Annotated in this window: 25 protein-coding genes; 16 read left to right on the plus strand and 9 right to left on the minus strand. The window is 63.2% G+C overall.

From position 1 onward, the window contains the following. Positions 1 to 26 precede the first annotated feature (26 nt). Complete coding sequence (gene hisI / locus ACWGS9_RS21095) at positions 27 to 485, minus strand: phosphoribosyl-AMP cyclohydrolase (protein ID WP_454507057.1); 459 nt, start codon at positions 483 to 485, stop codon at positions 27 to 29. A gap of 40 nt (positions 486 to 525) precedes the next feature. After that, complete coding sequence (gene folE, locus ACWGS9_RS21100) at positions 526 to 1,155, minus strand: GTP cyclohydrolase I FolE (RefSeq protein ID WP_454507058.1); 630 nt, start codon at positions 1,153 to 1,155, stop codon at positions 526 to 528. A 236-nt stretch (positions 1,156 to 1,391) separates the two neighbouring features. Between folE and ACWGS9_RS21105 the strand changes: the two genes are divergently transcribed. Beyond that, positions 1,392 to 1,838, plus strand: coding sequence for an iron-sulfur cluster assembly scaffold protein (locus tag ACWGS9_RS21105; RefSeq protein WP_454507059.1), 447 nt, complete (start codon positions 1,392 to 1,394; stop codon positions 1,836 to 1,838). 10 nt (positions 1,839 to 1,848) lie between these two features. Here the strand turns inward: ACWGS9_RS21105 and ACWGS9_RS21110 are convergent, their stop codons facing one another. Beyond that, positions 1,849 to 2,754, minus strand: coding sequence for a LysR substrate-binding domain-containing protein (locus ACWGS9_RS21110; RefSeq protein ID WP_454507060.1), 906 nt, complete (start codon positions 2,752 to 2,754; stop codon positions 1,849 to 1,851). A gap of 93 nt (positions 2,755 to 2,847) precedes the next feature. Between ACWGS9_RS21110 and ACWGS9_RS21115 the strand changes: the two genes are divergently transcribed. From ACWGS9_RS21115 to ACWGS9_RS21135, 5 genes are all read left to right on the plus strand, one after another. Then, positions 2,848 to 3,009 carry a hypothetical protein gene (locus tag ACWGS9_RS21115; RefSeq protein ID WP_454507061.1) on the plus strand — a complete coding sequence of 54 codons (162 nt, stop codon included), beginning with the start codon at positions 2,848 to 2,850 and terminating at the stop codon, positions 3,007 to 3,009. Positions 3,010 to 3,070: 61 nt separating this feature from the next. Continuing rightward, positions 3,071 to 3,445 (plus strand): membrane protein insertion efficiency factor YidD, encoded by a 375-nt coding sequence (gene yidD, locus ACWGS9_RS21120; RefSeq protein WP_454507062.1) that lies wholly within the window; start codon positions 3,071 to 3,073, stop codon positions 3,443 to 3,445. Positions 3,446 to 3,592: 147 nt separating this feature from the next. Further along, positions 3,593 to 4,405 carry a class D beta-lactamase gene (blaOXA, locus tag ACWGS9_RS21125; RefSeq protein WP_454507063.1) on the plus strand — a complete coding sequence of 271 codons (813 nt, stop codon included), beginning with the start codon at positions 3,593 to 3,595 and terminating at the stop codon, positions 4,403 to 4,405. Positions 4,406 to 4,569: 164 nt separating this feature from the next. Continuing rightward, the gene (gene thrS / locus ACWGS9_RS21130; protein ID WP_454507064.1) at positions 4,570 to 6,543 is read left to right on the plus strand and encodes a threonine--tRNA ligase; all 1,974 of its coding nucleotides are present in this window, start codon (positions 4,570 to 4,572) and stop codon (positions 6,541 to 6,543) included. A gap of 83 nt (positions 6,544 to 6,626) precedes the next feature. Then, on the plus strand, positions 6,627 to 7,568 hold the full coding sequence (locus ACWGS9_RS21135) for a lysophospholipid acyltransferase family protein (RefSeq protein ID WP_454507065.1): 942 nt from the start codon (positions 6,627 to 6,629) through the stop codon (positions 7,566 to 7,568). A gap of 234 nt (positions 7,569 to 7,802) precedes the next feature. On the opposite strand, the gene ACWGS9_RS21140 is transcribed toward ACWGS9_RS21135, so the two are convergent. After that, on the minus strand, positions 7,803 to 8,768 hold the full coding sequence (locus ACWGS9_RS21140) for a hypothetical protein (RefSeq protein WP_454507066.1): 966 nt from the start codon (positions 8,766 to 8,768) through the stop codon (positions 7,803 to 7,805). 163 nt (positions 8,769 to 8,931) lie between these two features. Here ACWGS9_RS21140 and ACWGS9_RS21145 point away from each other — a divergent pair, with 163 nt between their 5' ends. Next, positions 8,932 to 9,516: a nitroreductase family protein gene (locus tag ACWGS9_RS21145; RefSeq protein ID WP_454507067.1), complete on the plus strand. Its 585-nt coding sequence runs from the start codon at positions 8,932 to 8,934 to the stop codon at positions 9,514 to 9,516. Here the strand turns inward: ACWGS9_RS21145 and ACWGS9_RS21150 are convergent, their stop codons facing one another. Next, complete coding sequence (locus tag ACWGS9_RS21150; protein ID WP_454507068.1) at positions 9,517 to 10,254, minus strand: TetR/AcrR family transcriptional regulator; 738 nt, start codon at positions 10,252 to 10,254, stop codon at positions 9,517 to 9,519. 141 nt (positions 10,255 to 10,395) lie between these two features. Between ACWGS9_RS21150 and ACWGS9_RS21155 the strand changes: the two genes are divergently transcribed. Next, positions 10,396 to 11,070: a methyltransferase family protein gene (locus ACWGS9_RS21155; RefSeq protein WP_454507069.1), complete on the plus strand. Its 675-nt coding sequence runs from the start codon at positions 10,396 to 10,398 to the stop codon at positions 11,068 to 11,070. 4 nt (positions 11,071 to 11,074) lie between these two features. Here the strand turns inward: ACWGS9_RS21155 and ACWGS9_RS21160 are convergent, their stop codons facing one another. Beyond that, on the minus strand, positions 11,075 to 11,956 hold the full coding sequence (locus ACWGS9_RS21160; protein ID WP_454507070.1) for an HpcH/HpaI aldolase/citrate lyase family protein: 882 nt from the start codon (positions 11,954 to 11,956) through the stop codon (positions 11,075 to 11,077). Beyond that, positions 11,956 to 12,408 carry a MaoC family dehydratase gene (locus ACWGS9_RS21165; protein WP_454507071.1) on the minus strand — a complete coding sequence of 151 codons (453 nt, stop codon included), beginning with the start codon at positions 12,406 to 12,408 and terminating at the stop codon, positions 11,956 to 11,958. Before ACWGS9_RS21165 ends, ACWGS9_RS21160 begins: the two co-directional genes overlap by 1 nt. A 152-nt stretch (positions 12,409 to 12,560) precedes the next feature. Here ACWGS9_RS21165 and ACWGS9_RS21170 point away from each other — a divergent pair, with 152 nt between their 5' ends. The 3 genes from ACWGS9_RS21170 (at position 12,561) to ACWGS9_RS21180 (ending at position 14,529) form a co-directional block, all read left to right on the plus strand. Then, entirely contained in the window at positions 12,561 to 13,682 is a 1,122-nt protein-coding gene (locus tag ACWGS9_RS21170; RefSeq protein ID WP_454507072.1) for a DUF2336 domain-containing protein, read from the plus strand. 58 nt (positions 13,683 to 13,740) lie between these two features. Then, entirely contained in the window at positions 13,741 to 14,076 is a 336-nt protein-coding gene (locus tag ACWGS9_RS21175; RefSeq protein WP_454507073.1) for a nucleotidyltransferase family protein, read from the plus strand. A gap of 177 nt (positions 14,077 to 14,253) precedes the next feature. Continuing rightward, positions 14,254 to 14,529, plus strand: a complete 276-nt coding sequence (locus ACWGS9_RS21180; RefSeq protein ID WP_454507074.1) for a hypothetical protein — start codon at positions 14,254 to 14,256, stop codon at positions 14,527 to 14,529. A gap of 1 nt (position 14,530) precedes the next feature. Here ACWGS9_RS21180 and ACWGS9_RS21185 read toward each other — a convergent pair whose 3' ends face one another. Together ACWGS9_RS21185 and parE are read right to left on the minus strand one after the other, a co-directional pair. Next, entirely contained in the window at positions 14,531 to 16,642 is a 2,112-nt protein-coding gene (locus ACWGS9_RS21185) for an FUSC family protein (protein WP_454507075.1), read from the minus strand. A gap of 40 nt (positions 16,643 to 16,682) precedes the next feature. Next, positions 16,683 to 18,737, minus strand: coding sequence for a DNA topoisomerase IV subunit B (gene parE / locus ACWGS9_RS21190; protein ID WP_320307249.1), 2,055 nt, complete (start codon positions 18,735 to 18,737; stop codon positions 16,683 to 16,685). 254 nt (positions 18,738 to 18,991) lie between these two features. Here parE and cpaB point away from each other — a divergent pair, with 254 nt between their 5' ends. The 5 genes from cpaB to ACWGS9_RS21215 are packed head-to-tail and all read left to right on the plus strand — an operon-like array spanning position 18,992 to position 24,303. Then, positions 18,992 to 19,909 (plus strand): Flp pilus assembly protein CpaB, encoded by a 918-nt coding sequence (gene cpaB, locus ACWGS9_RS21195; RefSeq protein ID WP_454507076.1) that lies wholly within the window; start codon positions 18,992 to 18,994, stop codon positions 19,907 to 19,909. 28 nt (positions 19,910 to 19,937) lie between these two features. Beyond that, positions 19,938 to 21,377, plus strand: coding sequence for a type II and III secretion system protein family protein (locus ACWGS9_RS21200; protein ID WP_454507077.1), 1,440 nt, complete (start codon positions 19,938 to 19,940; stop codon positions 21,375 to 21,377). 4 nt (positions 21,378 to 21,381) lie between these two features. Next, positions 21,382 to 21,657 carry a hypothetical protein gene (locus ACWGS9_RS21205; protein WP_454507078.1) on the plus strand — a complete coding sequence of 92 codons (276 nt, stop codon included), beginning with the start codon at positions 21,382 to 21,384 and terminating at the stop codon, positions 21,655 to 21,657. A 13-nt stretch (positions 21,658 to 21,670) separates the two neighbouring features. After that, a complete protein-coding gene (locus ACWGS9_RS21210; protein WP_320214610.1) occupies positions 21,671 to 22,885 on the plus strand; it encodes an AAA family ATPase in 1,215 nt (404 codons plus the stop codon). Next, entirely contained in the window at positions 22,882 to 24,303 is a 1,422-nt protein-coding gene (locus ACWGS9_RS21215) for a CpaF family protein (protein ID WP_454507079.1), read from the plus strand. The genes ACWGS9_RS21210 and ACWGS9_RS21215 overlap by 4 nt, the downstream gene beginning before the upstream one ends. Positions 24,304 to 24,307 lie beyond the last annotated feature (4 nt).

Raw genomic sequence — 24,307 nt, forward strand, 5'->3', positions numbered from 1 at the left:
TGGGTGGTTTGTGAATATTGAATGGTTCACACCGGCTTCCGATACGTTTGATCCGCATCGAACAGCGGCCTGCTGCCGTCGCCGGCAAGCGTCGCCTTGCCGTCATTCAGCCCCACCGTCCGATAAAAACAAGAACGCCGTCCAGTGTGGCAAGTTGCGTCGTGGCCCAACACTTTGACGCGCAACCAAATCGCGTCCTGGTCACAATCCGTGCGCATCTCGACGACGTGCTGGAAATTGCCGGACGTCTCGCCCTTCTTCCACAGCGCGTTGCGCGAGCGCGACCAGTAATGGGCAATGCCGGTCTCGAGCGTAAGCGCCAGCGCTTCGGCATTCATATGCGCGACCATCAACAGCATGCCGTCGCCGGCATCGGTGACGACGACGGTGACGAGGCCCGCGGCATCGAAGCGCGGAGAAAGAACGGTACCTTCCTCCAGCGCATTCTTGTCTGATGGAGCTTCGGGGAATTGCAGTGCCGACATCGCCGGTCCTTTTGTGTTTGGGCCGGCGACGGCCGGCAAATCAGCCGGCGCGCACCATGGTGACGAAGCGGATCTGCTCCTCGGGCGTGTCCTTGAAGACGCCGGTGAAGGTCGAGGTCAGCGTGGTCGAGCCCTGCTTGCGGATACCGCGCATGGCCATGCACATATGCTCGGCTTCGAGCATGACAGCGACGCCGCGCGGGTTGAGCACGTCCTGGATGACGCCGGCGATCTGCGCGGTCATTGCTTCCTGCGTCTGCAGGCGATGCGCGAAGATGTCGACGACACGCGCGATCTTCGAGAGGCCGACGACCTTGCCGTCCGGCAGATAGCCGACATGCGCCTTGCCGATGATCGGCACCATGTGGTGCTCGCAATGCGAATGGAATTTTATATCCCTGACGATGACGAGATCGTCATAGCCGGCGACTTCCTCGAAGGTGCGGCCAAGCTCGTCGGCCGGGCACATGTCATAGCCGTTGAACATTTCGCGGAAGGCTTTGGTGACACGCTTCGGCGTATCGATCAGGCCTTCACGGTCCGGATTGTCGCCGGTCCAACGCAAAAGCGTTCGCACGGCGGCTTCGACTTCGGCTTCGCTCGGCCGGTCGGTGACCGGCTTGTCCAGATATTCGGATGGGGGCATGATTTTCTTGATGACGGCATCCATAAAGGCGTCTCCCGTAGTCCCACTCAAAGGTGGAACGAGTTGAACGGACCACGACCTTTTGGGTGAAAATCGCCCATTTCCATCCCGCAAGCGGCGTGAACAAATGAGCAGGGACAACGGCTTCCTGTCGCCTTGTCGATGCCCGACTGCCACTATTATATATGGTTCCAGCAGAGCGAAAGGAAGACGCGGGAGCGGCAAAGCCTGTTCGCTGGGCGGCGACGGATTGGAAAAATATGATCGACGACGTCTACAATGCGAAAATTCTCGGCTTCGCCGGAAACATAGGGCGGATCGGCCGGCTCGACGATGCCGACGCGACGGCCAGGGCGCATTCCAAATTGTGCGGCTCGACCGTTACCGTCGACCTCAAGATGGACGGCGACGTGGTGACCGATTTCGCCCACGACGTGAAGGCCTGTGCGCTCGGCCAGGCCTCGTCGTCGATCATGGCCCAGCATGTGGTCGGCGCCAACGCCGACGAATTGCGCGCCGTGCGCGAAACCATGCTGAAGATGCTCAAGGAGAACGGCGCGCCGCCTGAAGGCCGTTTCGCCGACCTCAAATATCTGGAACCGGTGCGCGACTACAAGGCGCGCCATGCCTCGACCATGCTGACCTTCGACGCGGTGGTCGATGCCATCGGCCAGATCGAGAAGAAGCGCGCCGAACAGGCGGCTTGAGGATAGCGGGCTAAGCCGCTCCCCTGGTCACGGCGAATTCGCTTCGGATCCAGTCGGCGAACGCCTTGGCCGGTTCCGGCAGATCCCGCAAGCTCTTGGCCACCAGCCAGTAGGCGCCGGAAGCGACATCGATATCGAACGGCTTGATCAAGGTGCCTGACGCGAGCTCCCCACCGATCTGCAGGAGATCGCCGAGCGCTACGCCATGGCCGAGCAGCGCAGCCTGTTTCGAAAGCGAGACGTCGGCCAGCATCGGGCCACGCGCGGGTACCGCATCGGCGGGCACGCCGGCTGCTTGGAACCAGCGCGCCCAACCCTGGCGGTTTTCCTCGTGCAGCAGCGTGTAATGGCGAAGGTCGATCGGCTTTTCCAGCGGAGGGCCTGAAGCCAGCAACCGCGGCGACAGAACCGGTGAATCGACAGTCGAGGCCAAGCGCTCGGCCTCGCTGCGCGGCCATGAGGTGGCGTGCGCGCTGAAACGCAAGGCGAGTTCGGGCTGATCGCTGCGGAACTCAATCGGCCGAGGATCGACTTCGAGGGACACGTCGATGTCGGGCCGCAATTGGCGAAAGCGATTGAGCCGCGGCACCAGCCATACGGCGGCAAGCGACGGTTCGACGCTGACGCGGACGATGGCTTGTGCCGGCGATGCCGCGAGCTCCGAAAGCACCCGGTCAATGTCGTCGAAGCTTCTGACCAGCTGGTCGAGCAGCCGATGCCCCGCATCCGTCAGTTCGACGCGCCGGTGGAGGCGGAGAAACAGCGGCTGGCGCAGGAAGGTCTCGAGCTCGCGGATCTGCCGGCTGATCGCGGCCTGCGAAACGTAAAGCTCCTCGGCCGCCCGGCTGAAGCTCAAATGCCTGCCGGCCGTCTCGAAGCTCCTGAGCGCCGTCAGCGGCAGCCGTCCTCGTTTCATTTCGCATAACCTCAGGTTATCCGATGAGAAAATTATACTCGTTTGAGGAGGAAGACCAGCGGCAGTCTAATCGGTGCTCAAAGGAGCACTGCCATGAACCAATTCCTGGCCATTTTGAATGACGTCATGCGGATCGCCACCTTTCAATGGCACGGCGAAGCCGTGCGGGACGGCGGTTGCCACGGACATCGGGATGCTTCCTGCCACCATGCCCCGCCCGCCAACAGCTATCCCACCCGGCGCTCCAGGCCTTGAGGGCATTGCGTTTCAGCGCCGAAGCCCACATCTATCGCGCAGTGAAACAGGCTGCGGAGAGATGGGCGACCATTCCGGGCATACACATGGCGTCCGTCCGGTGCAGCTCGGGCGCAACTGGCCGGGGCCATGGCGCAAGACGCCCGGGCGCGTGCTCGGCACCTCGCTCGTGCGCCTCTATCAACTGACGCTGTCCGGCTTTGTCGGCAACAGCTGCCGGCATCTGCCGACCTGTTCCGAATACGCGCATGAGGCGATCGCCCGCCATGGCCTGTGGGCTGGCGGCTGGATGGGGCTGTTCCGAATCTTGCGCTGCGGGCCGTTCGGAACGCACGGCATCGACCGCGTGCCGGAGACGCTTGCGGCGCGCTATGTCTGGTTCATGCCCTGGCGTTACTGGCGCATCGGCAAACAACACGGCCAGCCCGAAATCTGATTGCTCGCGCGGTGACGAACGGTCGAATTTTTACGATCCGGTAGGGTTAACGCGAAGCTGCACAAACACTGCCAATTTGAGACAAAATCGAGACAAGACGCCTCGCTAAGCCGCTGCCTGCAATCCCGTTCAGGAGTGAGTTTCGCTATGCGCCAGATGGACCGCTATCCTTTCATTTTTGCCATCGTCCTTTTCCTTCTGGCCTGGATGCTCGGCTTGCCGGTGCGGGCGCAGTCAGCGCCGCTCGACGACATCCACTGCACGCTGATCCAGGAACAGCAAAGCGGCGAAACGCTTTATCAGGACGGCGTCTGCGATCAGCGCGTCAGCCCGGCTTCCACCTTCAAGGTGCCCCTGGCGCTGATCGGCTATGATGCCGGTATCCTGAGCGACCAGCATACGCCGAGCTGGGACTACAAGCGGGAGTTCAAGGCGGCGAAGCGCGACCGGAAGACCGTCGACCCGACGATCTGGGAACGCGATTCCATCGTCTGGTACTCGCGTGAGATCACGCGGCGTCTCGGCGCTGAAAAGTTCGCCTTCTATGTGTCGAAATTCGGCTATGGCAACAAAGATGTCGCGGGCGATACCAGCAAGGACAATGGGCTCACGCAATCCTGGATAAATTCCTCGCTCGAAATATCTCCGGTCGAGCAGACGGGTTTCCTGCGCCAGCTGCTCGCCGGCAAGATGCCGGTGTCGGCGAAGGCGCATGAGATGACCAAGGCGATCCTTCCGACCTTCGCGGCCGGCGACTGGGCGGTGCAAGGCAAGACCGGCAGCACCAGGCTCGGCCAGGACGGCAAGCGCTCGCTCGGCTGGTTCGTCGGCTGGGCCGAGAAGAACGGCCGCCGCATCGTCTTCGCAAGACTGGTCGTGGATGCCAAGCGTACCGGCGAGCCGAAGGGCCTTGCGACGCGGGCAGCATTTTTGAAGGACCTGCCCGGCCTCATCAAATAGAACGGCTGGCGGCTTTACGGCGGCGGAAACTCCTCATAAAAGACTGCCCGCCGGCCATCGTCCATGTTATTGGCGCCTCCGGCCAACCTCTGCATGCCGCACTCAGCTTGCGATTTGCATTTCACCACCCGCGCTCGTTTGCGGGACTGGATAGGAGAATCCCGATGCCGAATTCCGTTTCCCTGACATTTCCCGATGGTTCGGTCCGCGAGTACGACGCGGCGATGACCGGCGCCGGCCTGGCCGAATCGATCTCCAAGTCGCTGGCCAAGAAGGCTGTCGCCTACAGCCTCGACGGCACCGTACGCGATCTTTCCGATCCGCTCGGCAAGTCCGGCAAGGTCGAGATCATCACCCGCGAGGACCCGCGCGCGCTGGAACTCATCCGCCACGATACGGCGCATGTGCTGGCGGAGGCCGTGCAGGAGCTGTGGCCGGGAACGCAGGTGACCATCGGGCCGGTGATCGAGAACGGCTTCTATTACGACTTCGCGCGCAACGAACCGTTCACGCCGGACGATTTCCCGGCGATCGAAAAGAAGATGCGCGAGATCATCGCCCGCAACAAGCCGTTCACCAAGGATGTCTGGCCGCGCGAGAAGGCGAAGAAGGTCTTCGCCGACAAGGGCGAGCGCTACAAGCTCGAGCTGATCGACGCCATTCCCGAAGACCAGGACCTCAAGATCTATGCGCAGGGCGACTGGTTCGACCTCTGCCGCGGTCCGCATATGGCTTCGACGGGGCAAATCGGCAATGCCTTCAGGCTGATGAAGGTGGCGGGCGCCTATTGGCGAGGCGATTCCAACAATCCGATGCTGACGCGCATCTACGGCACGGCCTTTGCCGACCAGGCGCAACTCGAGGCCTACCAGACGCTGCTTGAGGAAGCCGAGAAGCGCGACCACCGCAAGCTCGGCCGCGAGATGGATCTGTTCCATTTTCAGGAAGAGGGTCCGGGCGTCGTGTTCTGGCACGCCAAGGGCTGGAAGATGGTGCAGAGCCTGATCAACTACATGCGCCGCCGGCTCGATGAGCACGGCTATCAGGAAGTCAACGCGCCGCAGGTGCTGGACAAGAGCCTGTGGGAGACGTCTGGACACTGGGGCTGGTATCGCGACGCGATGTTCAAGGTCACGGTCGCCGGCGACGACACCGACGACGACCGCGTCTTCGCGCTGAAGCCGATGAACTGTCCCGGCCATGTGCAAATCTTCAAGCATGGGTTGAAGTCTTATCGCGAACTGCCAGTAAAACTTGCAGAGTTCGGCAATGTGCATCGCTATGAGCCGTCGGGCGCGCTGCACGGGCTGATGCGCGTGCGCGGCTTCACGCAGGACGACGCGCATATCTTCTGTACCGAGGAGCAGCTCGCCGCCGAATGCCTGCGCATCAACGACCTGATCCTGTCGACCTATGCCGATTTCGGCTTCGACGAGGTCAGCGTGAAGCTGTCGACCCGGCCGGACAAGCGCGTCGGTACAGACGAGGCCTGGGACCATGCCGAGGCGATCATGAGCAATGTGCTGGAAACGATCCGCGCGCGCTCCGGCAATCGCATCAAGACCTCGATTAATCCGGGCGAGGGCGCCTTCTACGGGCCGAAATTCGAATATGTGCTGAAGGACGCCATCGGCCGCGAATGGCAATGCGGCACCACGCAGGTCGACTTCAACCTGCCGGAGCGTTTCGGCGCCTTCTATATCGGCTCTGATTCGGAGAAGAAGCAGCCGGTGATGGTGCATCGCGCGGTGTGCGGCTCGATGGAGCGGTTCCTCGGCATCCTGATCGAGAACTATTCCGGCCATTTCCCGCTGTGGTTCGCGCCGCTGCAGGTGGTGGTGGCGACGATCACCTCGGATGCGGACGAGTACGCCATGAAAGTGGTCGAGCGGCTGAAGGCCGCGGGGTTGCTCGCCGAAACCGACCTGCGCAACGAGAAGATCAACTACAAGGTACGCGAGCATTCCCTGGCCAAAGTGCCGGTCATCCTTGTCTGCGGCAAGCGCGAAGCCGAAGAGGAAACGGTCAATGTCCGCCGGCTGGGCTCCCGCGACCAGGTATCGCTGAAGCTTGACGATGCGGTGAAGTCTCTCGCCGACGAGGCGGTCTCGCCCGACCGCAAGCGTCGCGCAGCCTGACATACCAGCATGCCCTAAAATGGCAGTGGGGTGTCCACCGCCATTTTCATACGCCTGTCACGCCAGCCCTGTAACGAGCCGCCATGCTCAAGTTGAAACTTCGGGAAAGACGTTTTCCCGAGCTCTCCTATGCCAACGCGCATCAGCCGGTGCTGACGCGCTGGTTCATCCATTCAGTCGAAGGCTTGTCCGGCCGCGACCGCTTCGCCGTGCTTTATGATTTCTGGCGCCGCCAGGTGGTGCCGACCGGCGATCGCGTGTTCAGCCGCATGCTGGAATTGATCGACGTCAAGGTCCGCAACGCCGTTCAGTGGCCGCCGGCCGAGCTGCCGGATACGCCGCTGGTCATCGTCGCAAACCATCCCTTCGGTATCGGCGACGGCATTGCGGTGCTGTCGCTTGTCGAGCAACTGGGCCGACCGTTCCGGGTCATGATCCACAAGGACCTGCTCCGGATCCGCGAGATGGAACCCTATTCGCTGCCGATCGATTTTTCCGAGACCAAGGAAGCGCTGAAGAACAACATGGCGGTGCGCCACGAAGCGGTACGGCTGTTGAAGGAAGGCGTCACCATCGTTGTCTTCCCGGCCGGCGGCGTCGCCACGGCGCCGAAGGGCTTCGGCCGTGCCATCGACCTGCCGTGGAAGATGTTTCCGGCCAAGCTCATCCAGGACGCAAAGGCCTCGGTCATCCCGATGCATTTTTCCGGCCAGAACGGCCGCTTGTTCCATCTCGTCAGCGGCCCGATGAACATGGCCGAGCGCGACAGCCGCGTGGCCAAGTTCATCGGTAAGGCATCGCTGACGCTGCGAACCTCCCTGCTCATCCGCGAGTTCGCCCGCCTGTCGGGCAAGGCGATAGAGGTGCGTATCGGCGATGTGCTGAGATGGAGCGATCTCGAGCCGCTGCGCGACCGCAAGGTGCTGCTCGATCGCCTTTACCGCTCGGTCTTCGACCTGGCGACACCGGCCGCGCAGCGTGGTCGTGTGCCGTTCCTGCCAAAGCGGATGCGCAAGGCGGCCTGACGGCGCCAGCTGTCGCAGGGCAAATTCCAGGAAAAGTGTGAAGCGGTTAGGCTCGGCGCCTCGCCGTAGCCTTTCGTCCGGAATTGCGTCAAACAACAGGGCGGTTCGCCGTTCCGTGAAATGCCAAACCGAACTAAAGCGCGTCGCGCTGAAACGGATTCAGGCGACGCTTTAAGTCCTTGTTTTTATGCATGTCGTTGTCCCAGAACCGCGTACGCTTCTGGGCGACATGCATTAGTCCGCGCCTTCCTCGGGGTCGATGGCCGACGATTCACTGGCCAGAACCTCGATTTCCTGGTTCTGGCCGGCAACGACCGCAAAGTCCTTCTGGTAGATGCGGTCGCGGTTCTTGGCGATGATGGTGTACTGGCCCTCGGCCAGCACCATCGAGGCGAAGGCGCCGACCGCTTCCTTGATCGGATCGCCGGATTCGTTGAGCAGCGACCAGGACGTGTCGGCAATGGCCTCGCCGCCGGGCTCGCGCACCAGCTTCATCGTCATCTCGGCGGCGCGGTGCTCGACGGTCGCCTCGGTCAGCTTGCCGGCCTCGACGCGGATGTCGGAGCGGATCACGGCGTTGACCGCGCCATAGGTGGAGATGACATGGTAAGTGCCGGCGTTCAGTCGCACCACAGTGTTCGGCGCGACGTCAGGGGCGATCAGCGGGCGGTCGCCATTGGCCGTGGCCTGGCTTTCATAGATCGAGAAGCGCAGTTTCTTCGACGGGATGGGCGCGCCGCCCGATGTCACGGCGTCGAGCTTCAGGCCGCCGGCGTCGAGCACAAGGCTTTCGCGGCGGGCCACCTTGCCGACGGTGATGCGCTTGGTGGCACCGGCGCGTCCATAGGAGGCATGGACGAGATAGCTGCCGGGGTCGAGCTGGAACACGGCGGTACCGCCACGGGCGGACGCCACCATCGGCAGCCTGCCGTCGCTGGCCGGCTGCGGCTTGAAGACCCGCCAGACGATGCCGCGGGTAATGTCGGCTCCCTTGTCGGTCAACTGCGCCGACAGCGTGATCGCGCCGCCATTGCCCGGCGCCAGCGGTCCCTCGGTCTTCGGCGTCGCGTAGCTCGAAATGCCCGGCAGCTTGATGTCGCCGACATCGTTGGCATTCTGGGCCAGCGCGAAGGAAACCGGCACCGCGAACAACGCAGCGACGAGTGCGATCACGAAAAGGCGCAGGTACCCCTCAAACATGCCTTGCGTTGAAGCCCAAGGCGGTGGCAATTTCAAGGCCTAGGAGTGTGTTGCTTCCGCCAGCGGCTCCTTATCCGGCGCAAAACGCCACCGCCCGAGCCGCCCGATCTCCCGATGGCGTGCTTCAGCTGAAAATCGAATGCTTTCCAGGAGACTTGCGCCCATGGCGTCGCCGATCATCGACTTCCTGCTCACCCGCAATTCCGCGCCGATCCCGGATCTCAAGGAGCCGGCGCCGGGCGATGCCGAGATCGCAACGATGATCGCGGCGGCCTCGCGCGTTCCCGACCACGGCCGGCTCGAGCCCTGGCGTTTCATCCTTTATCGCGGCGAGGCGCGCATCGAGATCGGCAAGAAGCTGGCAGCGCTTGCCGAGCAGCGCGATGGGCCACTGCCCGAGGGCCGCCGCAACCAGGAACTGGCGCGCTTCTCGCGCGCACCGCTGGTGATCGGCGTCGTGTCGGTGCCGAAGGAGAACCCGAAGATCCCGCAGTGGGAGATGTTCCTGTCGGGCGGCATGGCGGCCATGAACCTGATGATAGCGGCCAACGCGCTGGGCTACGGCACCAACATGATCAGCAACTGGTATTCCGACGTCGCCGAGGGCAGGGCGATCCTCGGGCTCTCGCCGCAGGAGCGCGTCGTCGGCTTCGTCCATATCGGCTCCTATCGGGGGCCCGCTCCGGAACGGCCGCGGCCCGATCCGGCGAAGCTTTATGCCGATTACACCGGCCCCTGGGCCGGTTAGTCACGGCCCTGCGCGCTTGGGAGCCGCGGCCGTCGCAGCAGGATTACCGCGACGCGCGGTCATGACGGCGCGCACGAAGCCCGGTTCGCCGATCCGGATGCTGCCGTCGGGAAGGCCGAGGATGCGGTCGAGCGCTATCTCGTAAAGCCGCACCCGTTTCTCCAGGGCTTCGATGGCGACCTCCATATCGGCATCGCTGCCGCCGGCGAGCGCCTTGGCGGTGACGTCATGCGTCGCCAGGCCGAATTGCATGACGATGTCGGCCACACCTTCCGGATCGAAAGTGCGGAAGGCACCATCCTCGACGCCTTGCCTGATGATCTCCACCAGCACGGGTGAGAAGGACTTGCTGGCGGCCAGATTGATGCGGTGGAAAAGCACCAGGTTTTCCGGACGAAACAGCGTCTCGAACAGCGCCCATGCTTGCGGCGCGGTGTCGATCTTGGCCTGGCGAGACGTGGCCAGCAGGGCGTTCAGGCGTCCAAGCGGATCGAGGTTCGGATCTTTGACGATCTTCTGGACGCCGGCGAGCGCGTGTCTTGCGAAACGCTCCGCCAACGCCTCCAGCAGTGCCTCCTTGGAAGCGAAGTAGTGATAGAAGGCGCCTTTTGAGACGCCGGCCGCCGCAATGACGTCGTTGAGGCTCGCTCTGTCGTAGCCATGCGTCAGGAACAGGGCCTGGGCATGGTCCAGCAGTTCTTCGCGCCTGAGTTCCGGGTGCCTGATGATGCGGGGCATGGCGAAACCTTGTGCATAGGCCGACCGTTCCCGTCCAGAGCGCAAGGCGTATCTTGAGAGCTCGACCGGTGGTCGGTATAATAGACCATCGGTCGGATTCGACCAAATTGCGGCTGAGCGAAATGCCATGGAAGGTTGGTCATGATCTCAAGATTGGTTCTCCAGACATTCGTGTGGTTCGGCTTCATGGGGGCGCTGCTTTTCGTGTCGGCCGGAACGCTGCGCTGGTCGGGAGCCTGGGTCTATCTGGTGTTGATGGTCGGACTCAGCCTGACGCTTGGCGTGACGCTCGCGCAGCGGGATCCCGGCTTGATGAATGAGCGGCTCAGCCCGCCAATCCAGAGGGGCCAGGCCGCGGCCGACAAGATCCTGCTTTCCATCCTGCTCATCGGCATTTTTGCTTGGCAGGTCCTGATGGGGCTCGACTTCCGCTTCGGCTGGTCGGCCGTTCCGCTATGGCTGCAAGTGGTTGGCGCGATCGTCCTGCTGTTCAGCATCTGGATCTGCTACCTGACGATGATGGAAAACAGCTTCGCGGCGCCCGTCGTGAAGATCCAGGACGAACGTGGCCAGAAGGTCATCACGACCGGGCCGTACGGCTACGTCCGTCATCCGATGTATGCGGGCGCTATTTTCTTCTTTGCCGGCACGGCGCTGCTGCTTGCTTCCTGGTGGGGATTGGCATCGGTGCTCGTCTTCATCGTCCTGCTTGGCATCCGCACCTTCATCGAGGAAAAGACCTTGCGGACCGGGCTGCAGGGTTATGACGACTACGCCGCGCGCGTCCGCTACAAACTGATCCCGATGGTCTGGTAGCGGGTCAGGCCGAACTGCCTGCCGCCCTGGCGCGGGCCAGCAGCCGCTCGGCCAGCCGCAGATGCGGCCGGTCGTACATCTTGCCACCGATGCCGACGACGCCCGGGTTTCCAGCCGCCGCGAAGGCGTCGACGATCGCCTGCGATTGCTCGACCGCTTCGGCGGATGGCGTGAATGCGGCGTTGATGACCGGCACCTGCGCCGGATGGATCGCCATCTTGCCGGTGAAGCCGTCGCGCTCGGCCTCGCGGCATTCCTTCTCGAAACCGGCCATGTCACGGAAGTCGGGAAAGACGGTGTCGATAGCCGCGACTTCGGCTGCGCCGGCCGCCAGAATGGTCATCGTACGCGCCAGGCGAAACACGTCGGTGTAGCGGCCGTTCTCGTCGCGGATCGCGCGCGCGCCGATCGCCGCCGACAAATCCTCCGCGCCCCAGGTCAGGCCGGCGAGCCGCGCGCTCGTGCCGGCATAGCTTGCCGCCGCCAGCACGCCCGCCGCGGTCTCGGTGACGATCGGCAGGATTTTGATGCCGCCGTCCGGCTGCCCGCTTTCGGCCTCATGCACCCGAAGCTTCGCCGCCAACTGCTGCACGTCCTGCCCACTGTTCGACTTGGGCAGCATGATGCCGTCGGGCTTCACCGGAACAAGAGCTGCGAGGTCGTCGTCGGTGAGGCCGGTGGAAAGGTCGTTGACCCGCACATAGATGGCGGAACTTGTCCGGCGCCTTTGGCTCGAGATGAAGTCCGCCGCGGTCGCGCGTGCGGCAACCTTGTTGGCGGCGGCAACGGAATCCTCGAGATCGACGATGACCACGTCGGCACCGGACCCGAATCCTTTTTCAAGCTTCCGCTCGGAATCGCCGGGCACGAACAGCAGCGAGCGCATCAGGCCGCCTTTTTCAGCATCATCGCCTGCCTGGTGCATTTGGCGACAAGGACGTCATTTTGATTGTAGGCGCGATGTTCGAACTCGACGATGCCGCGATCGGGTTTCGACTTGGACTCGCGCACGGAGACGACCGCCGTCTCGACCCGAATGGTGTCGCCGTGAAAGACGGGATGCGGGAAGGTGGTTTCCTTCATGCCGAGATTGGCGACAGTGGTGCCGACGGTGATGTCGTTCACCGAAATGCCGATCATCAGGCCGAGCGTGAACAGCGAATTGACCAGCGGCTTGCCCCACTCGGTCTTCGCGGCGAAGTCGAAATCGATGTGCAAAGGCTGTGGGTTAAGCGTCATCACCGAAAACAGCATGTTGTCGCTTTCGGTGACGGTCTTGCGCAGCGTGTGGCGGAAGACGTGGCCGACGACAAACTCTTCCAGGTAAAGCCCGGCCATGGTCGATCTCCTCCAATTCCTCTGCTTGATAGGCGTTGGTCGCGCCTCCATCAAGCCGGTTAAGAAACATGGTGAACCGTTCGTAAACCATTTCCGGCCTACGGTTTCCAGCGGGGCCGGGAACATTCGGGCAAAGGGCGCAGCTGGTCGGCATGGTTGTTTCGCACTTTCTAAAATGGATTGATACTGCGAGGGTTTCCGAGCGAGCCGCCGCCGCGAGCGCGCTGGCGCGCGCCTATATCAATTCCGATCTGCCGTTCGAGGATCGCTGCGCCGCCGAGGCGGCGCTCACGCTGCTTTTGGATGACGCTTCTGCCAAGGTGCGGCTGGCGCTCGCCGAGGCGCTGTCGATGAGCCATCAAGCGCCGCCGCAGGTGATCAGCGCTTTGGCCGCCGACCAGCCGGAAGTGGCGGCGCTGGTGCTGGCGCGTTCGCCGCTGCTAACCGATGCCGATCTGATCGAACGCGTCGCCTGCGGCCAGAAGGCGACGCAGAAGCTGATCGCCAACCGTCCGGTCGTCTCGATGTCGCTGGCGGCGGCAATCGCCGAGATCGGCGAGCCGGAAGCCTGTGCCGTGCTGGTCGGCAACAGCGGCGCAGAGATTGCTTCGTTGAGCTTTCGCCGCATGGCCGAGCGGCATGGCCATCTGCCGCTGGTGCGCGAGGCGCTGATTGCCGATCGGCGGCTGCCCGCCGACTGCCGGCACATGCTGCTGGTCAAGCTCGGCGAAACGCTGAAAGGTTCGCCGCTGGTGCTGGCGATGATGGGTGCCGCGCGCGCCGATCGCGTGATGCGCGACGCCTGCGTGAAGGCCTCGGTGACGCTGATCGAGGGGACGCGCATGGAAGAGCATGCAGCGCTGATCGAGCATCTGAGACTGCGCGGCGACCTTACTGCGAGCTTCATCATCCGCACCATCGCGCATGGCAAGGTCGACTTCTTCGGCTCGGCGCTGGTGGCGCTCGCCCAACAGTCCGAGCAGCGGGTGACGGCGCTTCTCGCCGGCGGGCATGACGTTGCGCTGCAGGCGCTGTTCCGCAGCGCCGGACTTGCACCTGCCACACATGCCATCATCCTGCGCGCGCTAAAGATCTGGCGCGAGGTCGCCAATGGCCGGCGTGTCGCCGGCGTGCAGGAAGTGAGCTGGCTGATGTTGAAGGAACTCGGCGGCCAATCCGCCGAGGGCGATCTTGCCGGGCTGGTGAAGTCGATCCATCTCGACGCCTTGCGCGAAAACGCGCGCGGCCATGCATTGGCCATCGCTGCGGCCTAGCCAGTTCGATGTGTCACGATGGCGTTGTACCTTGAAAATCTGGTACTATGTCTGAGTGATGGGCAATCTTTCCAAGATGCGAAGTGTTCCGGTCGAAATTCAACCTTTGATTGATGCGATCAAAGTCCGCTTGAATCCGGAGTCTATCTGGCTGTTCGGTAGCCGAGCGCGCGGAGACGGCCGTCCGGATAGCGACTGGGACATTCTCGTTGCCCTGCCAGATGATGCGGAGCCCGAATTGCTTGATCCGTTGGTAGCCTGGGCAATTAAGAACGAAATCGGTATTCCCGCTACAATCCTTTCCACGAAATCCGGCGAATTGGCAGCGAGCTGGGACTCAAAGAACACGATTGCGTATGACATTGCCCGAAACGGCTATCGGCTAGATGTCTGATCAGTGGACCATAGCCAGTGCCCTTCGGCTAGCGAACGGGTGCATCAGCGATGCACTTGTCCTGGCTGGCTCAGGTTCCCGCAATACTGCCTATCTGAGCGAGCAGGCGCTTGAGCAGGTTATTCGAGCCCTGGCAACATCCGAAGCCATTCACATCGAGCGTCATGACGCCATCAGTTGGATAAGGTGATAAGGCGATTTCCGGAAGGCAATGCGGAGAAACCTGCACTGAAATCTTTCTTGTGGCTGGAAGCCTATGCAACGACCTTTCGGTATCCGTCGCCGTCGGGGCGGATACCTCCGGCTCCGAATAAGCAAAAACTTCAAGAAGCTATCGATGGCATTTCAAAACTGATCGTGCGGGTTGCGAGCCACTTCGAGGTTGACCTCGCGGATGATACCAAGCCGGCCATGGTAGTCGCCCCGATGAGAAAGCCGCAGAGCTTGGATTAAGCTATCCCCGGCTTCTCGCAAAGAAATCCGGATAATCTTCCATCGCCGCGGCAATGATGCGCAGCGAGGCGGCGATCTGCAGCATTTCGAACCGATCGCTGCGCTCGGCGATGCTGGCCGCATAGTGCCGCGCCACGGCGATGGTCGCGGTCTGCGGCTCGCCTGGTCGTCTAAACAGCAATTCGCGCGCCAGGCCGCGCAGGAAATTGCCGACGGATTCGACTGTTTCGTGCGGGACGGCGGAGTTCAGTTGCGCGTGGCGCAGCCGCAGCACCTCCAGGCCGACGGTGACGGCGGCGATGCTGCCGCCAAGAATAGGGTCGCCCTTGCGGCCCGTCCGCTGCACCTGCGGCATCAATTGGTTGATCCGGTCATAGGCCAGGCTTTCGAAAGCGGAACGCCTGGGTATTCGTTCATGCAGGCAAAGCCGTGCCAGATCCTCGCGCATCGCCTGCGAGATGCGCTCTACGGTGACCCAGGGATCGGCAGGCAGCACGACGATGAAGACGCCGATGGCAATCAGGATGCCGACCAGGATCGAGGCCGAGCCAGCGAAGAACGGCCCGGGATCGTAGATCATCTGCTGATGCGGGCTGAGGAAGGCGAGGAAGTTGATGGCGAAAGCGGTGGCGACGCCGACATGGCGCGGATTGGCCATGCCGAGTGCTGCGGGCACCATGATCGGCACGACGAAGAGCGTGAACCAACCGAAGCCAGGCAGCGCCGGCAGCGCGACCTGGCCGACGAGGAACGCGAAGGGCAGCGCTATCAGTGTGCCGGTGAAGAAACCCCAGGCGGACTGCACCGGATCGGGGCGCGCCGCGAACAGGCTGGAGACGACGGCGACGAGAATGACGGTGCCGGCTGCTTCCGACCATTTGGTCGTCAACCAGAAGATTGCCACCAGCAACGTCGCGAGCGCGGCGCGCACGGCGTTGCGCCATGCGGCTTGATAATCGCGGTGGACGACCAGCGCCGGCTGGCTTCGCTCGTTCGATTTCCTGGAGATGGGCGAGCGAAGCGCGTCCAGCCCGCGCAAGACCTGCTTCAGCGCCTCGGCGAAATCGCCGGCAATGGTGAGGCGGGTGATGGTGCCAACCTTGTCTTCGCCGGTATCGTTGGGGCCGGTATCGTTAAGGCCGGTATCGTTTGGGCCCGCAAAGTTGGGCAGGGCAGGCATCTCCTTGGCCCTGCCCGCGATCGCGTCGAGGCGCGCCACCCAAGGGCCTGTGTCATCGAGCGCGCCAGGTGTCGCCGCCAGTTCGTCGACGAAAGCTTTCAAGTCACGGCGCATCGGGATGAGCGCTGCATTCTTGGGCGCGCGATGGCTGTGCAGTGTGCGCGCCGCCGAGAGCGCCCACAGAAGCTGACCGATCGTGCGCCTCAGCGGGTGGGCGCGGGTGGCGAAGCTCGGCGCTTCCAACCGAGCATAGGTACGCATTTCGGCGAGCGACTGGGCGTCGGTGATCAGTTTGCGCTGGAGCGCGGCAAGGCTTGCCGGATCGCCACTGGAAAAGGCGCCGCCGGCATATTCGGCCAGGTCGAGGATGCTGCGCTTCAGCCTGGAAATGATGGCATCGGCCGCGAGCTTCGGCAGGATCAGCCGGCTGGTGACGCCGGCGCAGACGATGCCAAGCACGATCTCGGCGCACCGCGCGATCGCCAGGTTGACGACAATATGCGGCTCTCCCAGGGCCGGCAGGCTGATGATCATGGCCGTATAGCCGGCAAGCGCGGCGCCATAGGCTTCGGGGTTGCGCAGCAATGACGAGACGAGCGTGCAGACGCCGATCCAGAGCGCCAGCACGGTGACCAGCAGCCAGGGATCGGCGCCGAACAGGGATGTAATGCCGACCGCGGCCAGGCCACCGGCCAGCGTGCCGAGCAGCCGGTAGAAGCCCTTTGCCAGCACCATGCCGGCCACTGGCTGCGCGACGATGAACACCGTCATCATCGCCCATTGCGGATGGTCGAGTTTCAACGCGTAGGCAACAAGCAGCGCGATCAGCCCCGCCGAAACCGTGCGCAGGGCGAAGATCCAGTCCGACCGGGTCGGCTGCGTCAGCCCGCGGAGCGGTGTCTCGACAAGTTCTTTCAACCGCGTCCAGGTCACAATCGTCTCCGTACCGGAGCTGTTATGGACCAGCAGGCGATCAGATATCCAGCACGTCCGTCTCGGCGAATTCGGCGCGCTCCTGGATGAAGCGGAAGCGCGCCTCGGGCTTGGTGCCCATCAGCGCGTCGACGGCATCCTTGGTGGCCTGCTCGGCGTCGCTCACATCGACCCTCAGAAGCGTGCGCTTCCTCGGATCCATCGTGGTCTCCTTGAGTTGCGAGGCCATCATTTCGCCCAGGCCCTTGAAGCGGCCGATCTCGACCTTGCCGCGTCCGGTGAACTCGGTGCGCAGCAGTTCGTCCTTGTGGGCATCGTCGCGGGCATAGCCGACCTTGCCGCCTTGCCGGATCGAATAGAGCGGCGGCACGGCCATGAAGAGATGGCCTCCGCGGATCAGGTTCGGCATCTCCTGATAGAAGAAGGTGATCAACAGCGAAGCGATATGCGCGCCATCGACGTCGGCGTCGGTCATGATGATCACGCGGTCGTAGCGCAGGTCCTCGTCGCGATACTTCGAGCGCGTGCCGCAGCCGAGCGCCTGGATCAGGTCGGAGATCTGCTGGTTGGCGGCAAGCTTGTCGTTGCCGGCGCTGGCGACGTTGAGGATCTTGCCGCGCAGCGGCAGCACAGCCTGGCTGGCGCGGTCGCGCGCTTGCTTGGCCGAGCCGCCGGCCGAGTCACCCTCGACGATGAAGATCTCGGCGCCGGCCGCGGCGTTTTGCGTGCAATCGGCGAGCTTGCCCGGAAGGCGCAGCTTGCGCACCGCGCTCTTGCGCGAGACTTCCTTCTCCTGGCGGCGCCGCACGCGCTCGTCGGCGCGTGCGATGACCCATTCCAGGAGCTTCGAGGCTTCCTGCGGATTGTCGGCCAGCCAGTGGTCGAACGGATCGCGCAGGGCGTTTTCGACGATGCGCATCGCCTCTATCGTCGCCAGCCTGTCCTTGGTCTGCCCGACGAATTCAGGCTCGCGGATGAACACCGACAACATGCCGGCGGCCGAGATCATCACGTCCTCGGTGGTGATGACCGAGGCGCGCTTGTTGCCGACGAGATCGGCGTAGGCGCGAAGTCCGCGCGTCAAGACGTTGCGGAAGCCGGCCTCATGCGTGCCGCCTTCGCCAGTAGGAATGGTGTTGCAGTAGGAGTTGAGGAAGCCATCGCCGCCGAACCATGTCACGGCCCATTCCAGCGAACCGTGGCCGCCCTGCTTGTCGCTCTTGCCGGCGAAAATCTCGCGCGTGACCTGGAACTCGTCGCCGAGCGTCGCCTTGAGATAATCCTTCAGGCCGCCGGGAAAGTGGAACTCGGCCTTGGCCGGCGTCTGGTCCTTTTCCTTGATCAGCGACGGATCGCAGGTCCAGCGGATCTCGACGCCGCCGAACAGATAGGCCTTCGAGCGCGTCATACGGTAGAGCCGGGCCGGCTCGAAGGCGGCGCCCTTGCCGAAAATCTGCTCGTCGGGATGGAAGCGCGTCCTGGTACCGCGGCGGTTGTGGACCTCGCCGAGATGCTCAAGACCGCTCACCGGGATGCCGCGCGAAAAACGCTGCCGGTAGAGCTGACGGCCGCGCGCGACTTCGACCTCGAGATGGTCGGACAACGCGTTGACGACGGAGACGCCGACGCCGTGCAGGCCGCCGGAGGTCTCATAGACCTTGGAATCGAACTTGCCGCCCGAATGCAGCGTCGTCATGATGACTTCGAGTGCCGGCTTCTTGAATTTCGGATGCGGATCGACCGGGATGCCGCGGCCGTTGTCGGTGACGGTCAGGAAGCCGTCGGCGGAAAGTTCGACGTCGATGAAGGTGGCGTGGCCGGCCACAGCTTCGTCCATCGAATTGTCGATGACCTCGGCGAACAGGTGATGCATCGCCTTGTCGTCGGTGCCGCCGATATACATGCCTGGACGGCGCCGCACCGGCTCAAGCCCTTCCAGCACCTCGATATCGGCGGCGCTATAGCTTTCGCTGCCGTCACGGGCGGCGCTCGAACGCTTCGCGGCCTGCACGAGCGGATCGGCGGGGCGCGACGGCGCGCGCACCGGCTGTGCCGGCTTTTCCATCTTGCCGAAGAGGTCGTTGCTGTCGTCCATGCTGGGCCTAGCGTCCGGTAATGCGAATCAGTCGCCGATACTGCCACGCTTTTGGCGGGCGAACGAGTTCCTGTTCCGTTCAGGGATCAAACTGTCTCTTATTCCAAAACCATTCGATAACCAAGCCGGCCGAAATAGGGCGAATCGGGCGCCGCGGGATTCCTGATTCTTTAACATTAACGCCTAGCGTGAGGCCCAACTAACAAAAGACCACGGGCGTCAGGGGTTTCGTTGTGAGGGGCAGGGCCATAACCATGATCGGCATCGCCGCCGTTTTCGGCGCGATCTCGATCTTTGCCGCGGATTTCTGGGTCAAAAGCCAGGCGAAGGCTGAGACCGAGACCAAGGTGGTCACTGTCGTCGCGCCGCAGCCGAAGGTTGAGTTCAAGACCATCGTGGTGGCTCAAGCGCCGCTGCGCTACGGCATGGAACTCGGACGCGCGCAACTCGCCGAGATCCCGTGGCCGCAGGATTCCCTGCCGCAAGGTGCCTTCCCGACCATCGACAAGCTGCTCGCCGACGGCAGCCGGGTCGTGCTGTCGCCGATCGAGGTCAACGAACCGGTGCTGCTCACCAAGCTGTCGGGGCCGAACGGCCGCGCCACCCTTTCCAACATGCTGTCGCCGGGAATGCGGGCCGTCACCATCCGCACCGATGAGATCGCCGGCGTTGGCGGCTTCGTCACGCCGGGAGATCGCGTCGACGTCGTTCTGACACGTGACGCGGGAGACATCCAGGAAGTGTCCAAGAATGCTCAAGGGGCTGCCGGCTCGACCGTCACCTCCGAGATCGTCGTCTCCGACGCCAAGGTGCTTTCGGTCGGACAGGGCGCCGACGAGCGCAAGACCGAGCCGCAGGTCGCCAATTCCGTGACCATCGAGGTGACCAACGAAGGCGCGCAGAAAGTGGCGCTTGCCCGTACCGTCGGCACCTTGTCGCTGTCCTTGCGTTCGGCAGCCGACGCCAGCGCCAGCAAAAGCGGACTCACGACCATCTCGTCTTTCGGCGGCTCGGTTGCCGCGAACGCGCAGGCAAGCGCAGCCTCGCTGGTCAAGGCGGTGACGAAGGAGTCCGACGAGCCGAAATTCAAGACGGTGATCGTGACGCGCGGCGACAAGGTCGAGGAATACAAGGTTCCTTCGCGGGAACCGCCGCAGGAATTGCAGCAATAGCCGGTGGGGACCGGCGGGACAGGTCAAGATGTTTGGGTTTGATGCATTTCGGACGACCGGAGGATGGCGCCCTCTTGGCGCGATCGCATTGGCGGTGTCGCTGGCAATGCTTGGCTTCGCCACGCAGGCAAGGGCGGACAATGACATCGTCTATGTCTCGGCGAACAAGAACGCCTCTATCAAGGTGGCCAAGGGCAAGCCGAAGACGATCATGACGAGCGCTGCCTTCTACCAGATCGTTATCGGCGACCCGGAGATAGCCAACGTCAACCCGCTGACCGACAAGTCCTTCTATGTGCTGGGCAACAACCTGGGCACCACCGGTATCGCCCTGTTCGACCAGAACAAGCAGCTTGTCGGCACCATCGACATCGAGGTGACGCTGGACACCGATCAGTTGGCCAGCACCATCCGCGCCAGCGTGCCCGACGCCAAGATCAAGGTCGGATCGGCAAACGGCCGCGTCGTGCTGTCGGGCGAGGCCGATGATGCTGTCGCCGCCGACAAGGCCAGCAAGATCGCGTCGCGCTTTTCCGGCAACGAGGAGGTCATCAACTCGGTCAACATCTCGTCGTCGCAGCAGGTGCAGCTCAACGTCCGCTTCGTCGAGATCAACCGCCAGGCCGGTCAGGATCTCGGCGTCAAATACGCTGCCAATTTCGCCTACGGCCTCGGCGGCCGTGACGTCGTCATCGATCCCGGAACGGTGACCGGGGCGGGCACCGGCGAGATCATCGGCCGGCTGTTGTCCAACGGCATTTCGATCGATATCGCCATCAAGGCGCTGGAAGAACGCGGTCTCGCTCGACGACTGGCCGAGCCGAACCTGATCGCCCGCTCGGGCCAGACGGCAAGCTTCCTTGCCGGCGGCGAGTTCCCGATCCCGGTTTCCGAGGACAACGGCAAGATCAGCGTCACCTACAAGAAGTACGGCGTCGGCCTGGATTTCACGCCGACCGTCCTCAAGGATGGGCTGGTCAGCCTGGATATTGCGCCGGAAGTGTCCTCGATCGACACTTCCGCCTCTATCCAAGTCAGCAGCGGCATTTCCATTCCGGCCTTTATCGTGCGCCGCGCCAGGACATCGGTCGACCTGAAGAACGGCCAGAGCTTCATGATCGCCGGTCTGCTGCAGTCGCAAAACGACATCACGACCTCGCGACTGCCGGGGCTCGGCAAGCTGCCGGTGCTGGGCTCGCTGTTCTCCTCGAAATCCTATCAGCGGCGCGAGACCGACCTGGTGATCATCGTCACGCCTTACCTGGTCAAGCCGGTCGACCCGTCGAAGAAGATGGTCGAGCCGACCGACGGGACGCGGCCGCCGAGCAACGCCGACTATTTCCTCAACAACACCGAGGAAGTGGACGCCTCGGCGCCGAAGCGTCCGGTGGCGCTGGCCGACGGCAGCGCCGCCCGCCCGGTGGCCGCCGCGACGTCCGGCCACTTCCTCGACCTGCCGAAGGACTAAGGCCATGCGCATCGCCCTTTGGACGGCTCTATTCCTGACCGGTTTCGTCAGTGGCTGCACCAGCGACGACTATGTGCGCACCGAAGGGGTGACGCCCGGGGTCGGCAACGCGCAGGCATCCAACACCGCCATGCAGATGGTCGATCCCTGGAGGTACGGTGTCCAGAACACCAGGCTCCTGGTGCCAGCCCAGCGTCCTGGTTCCGAGAGCGCTGCCGTGAGTGCGAAAGCCGGATCCGGGTCGGCGCCGCCGACATCATCATCAACGACATCGAATTGATGGGCTGACGACGATGGCATCTGGCACCAAGACCAAGAAGATCCTGCTCGTTTCCACCGACAGGGTGTTTGTGCAGGATACGCGCACGGCCTTCACCGCTTCCGAAGTCATCGAGCTTCTGACGGTCGAGAAAAGCATCAACGAGCTACGCGGCGAGATCCTCGAGGCGGATTTCGGCACGGTAATCGTCGACATGGATGCGGCGAAGCTCGAAGAGATCGAGTCGCTGCAGCGCGTCATGCGCCGGCTGGAGGGCAGCGTTCCGGTGGTCGTCGTGACCCAGGAATTCAACGCGGCGGCGGTGCGCATCCTGGTGCAGCTCAAGGTCGCCGATTTCCTGGTCAAGCCGATTACGACGGCCGATCTCGTGCGTTCCGTCATCCGTGCGCTGCAAGGGCCGGGGCGGGAAGAGAACACGGAATCGCAGATCTACACGTTCATGCCGGCCGCCGGTGGCGTCGGCACCACCACGCTCGCCCTGCAGACGGCCTTCCAACTGCATCATTCGGTGACGCGGGGTGCCTCGACCTGCGTGGTCGACCTCAATTTCCAGCAAGGCGCCTGCGCCGAATATCTCGACCTCGAGCCACGCTTCGACATCACCGAAATCGAGAACCAGCCGGAACGTCTCGACCGGCAACTGCTCGACGTGATGCTGTCCAAGCATGCGAGCGGGCTGTGCGTGCTTGCAGCGCCGACGCGTCCCTCGGACATGCGCTCGTTCAAGACCGATGTGGTGGTGCGCATGCTGGACCTCGTGGCGGCTTATTTCGACAATGTCGTCATCGACTTGCCGCGCACCTGGTTCCCCTGGACCGAGACGGTCCTGCTGGGTTCCAACAAGCTCTACATCGTCGCCGAGATGACGGTGCCTTGCCTGCGCCATACGCAGCGTCTCATCCAGGCCGTCTATGAGACGGCCGGCAAGGAAGTGAAGCCCAACGTCATCGTCAACCGCTTCGAGCAGAAGATGTTCGACAGCGGCATCAAGCAGGCCGATGTCCAGGACATACTCGGCGAGCATTTCGTCGGAGGCATCTCCAACAACTACCGGCTGGTGCGCGAGGCCGTCGACCGCGGCGTGCCGCTGCACGCCATCGACCCCAACGCCAATGTCGTCAACGATCTGAAGAAGATCATCCTGCCGGAGGAGGCCGTCCAGACCATGGTCAAGTCGAAGTCGCTGTTCGGCCTGGGCAAGGGCTTGCTGAAGAGGAAGGCAGGATGAGCAGCCGCTTTTCCAACCTGCAGACCCGCGACGTCCGTCCGCAGCGGACGCCGGAACCCTGGCCCGTCACGCACAACGCGGTAATCATCCCGACGACCCGCAAGCCAGCGCCGCCGAAGCCTGAAGCAGCGCCCGCAAAAAGCGCCAACAAGGTGCTCGATGCGCGCGTGCGTATCCATCGCATGCTGCTCGAAGAGATCAACCTCGTGGCGCTGGAGCGGCTACCCAAGGATGAGATGCGCCGGCAGGTGCATGAATTCGTCTCGGAAAAGACGCGCGAGGAGCGGATGGCGATCAATATCGCCGAGCTCGACGCACTGGTCGACGACATCGTCGACGAGATGGTGGGCCTCGGCCCGCTGGAGCCGCTGCTCAAGGACCCCGAGATCAACGATATCCTGATCAACGGCCACGAGAACTGCTTCGTCGAAAGGCGCGGCAAGCTGCAGCAGGTCCACATCCCATTCAAGGATGAGGCGCATCTTCTTCGAATCATTAATAAAATCGTCGCGGCGGTCGGCCGTCGCGTCGATGAATCGCAGCCGATGGTCGACGCCCGCATGCTCGACGGTTCGCGCTTCAACGCGGCGATCCGCCCGGTCGGCGTCGACGGCCCGCTGGTGTCGATCCGCAAATTCTCCAAAAACAAGCTCGGCCTGCACAAGCTGGTCGAATTCGGCGCCATCACCCAGAACATGGCCGAGGTGCTGGCGGCGGCGGTGCATGCCCGCAAGACCACGATCATCTCCGGCGGCACGGGCACCGGCAAGACGACGATGCTCAACGCTTTGTCGGCTTTCATTCCGGAAGACGAGCGCCTGATCACCATCGAGGATGCGGCCGAGCTGCAATTGCAGCAGCCGCATGTCGCGCGCATGGAAACGCGCCCCGCCAACATCGAGGGCCACGGCGAATTGAAGCAGCGCGACCTGGTCAAGAACGCGCTGCGCATGCGTCCCGACCGCGTCATCCTCGGCGAGTGTCGCGGCGAGGAAGCTTTCGACATGCTGCAGGCGATGAACACCGGCCATGAAGGCTCGATGGCAACCATCCACGCCAACACGCCGCGTGACGCCATCTCGCGCCTGGAACAGATGCTCGGCATGACCGGCATGCCGATGACGGTGCAGTCGATCCGCAGCCAGATTTCCAGCGCTATCGACATCATCGTCCAGCTGACGCGCCTTTCCGACGGCAAGCGCAAGGTGACCAGCGTCGCCGAGGTGACCGGCATGGAAGGCGACGTCATCCAGATGCAGGAGATATTCCGCTTCGTGCGCACCGGCATGGAGGCGGACGGAAAGATCCTCGGTCACTTCGAGGCGACCGGCATCCGTCCACGCTTCCTCGAGGACCTGCGCAACATGGGCATCGAATTCCCGGGTAAGTATTTCGAACCCGGCCGGCCGCAGGACTAGGCCG

The organism is Mesorhizobium sp. Arg314, from assembly GCF_053714275.1.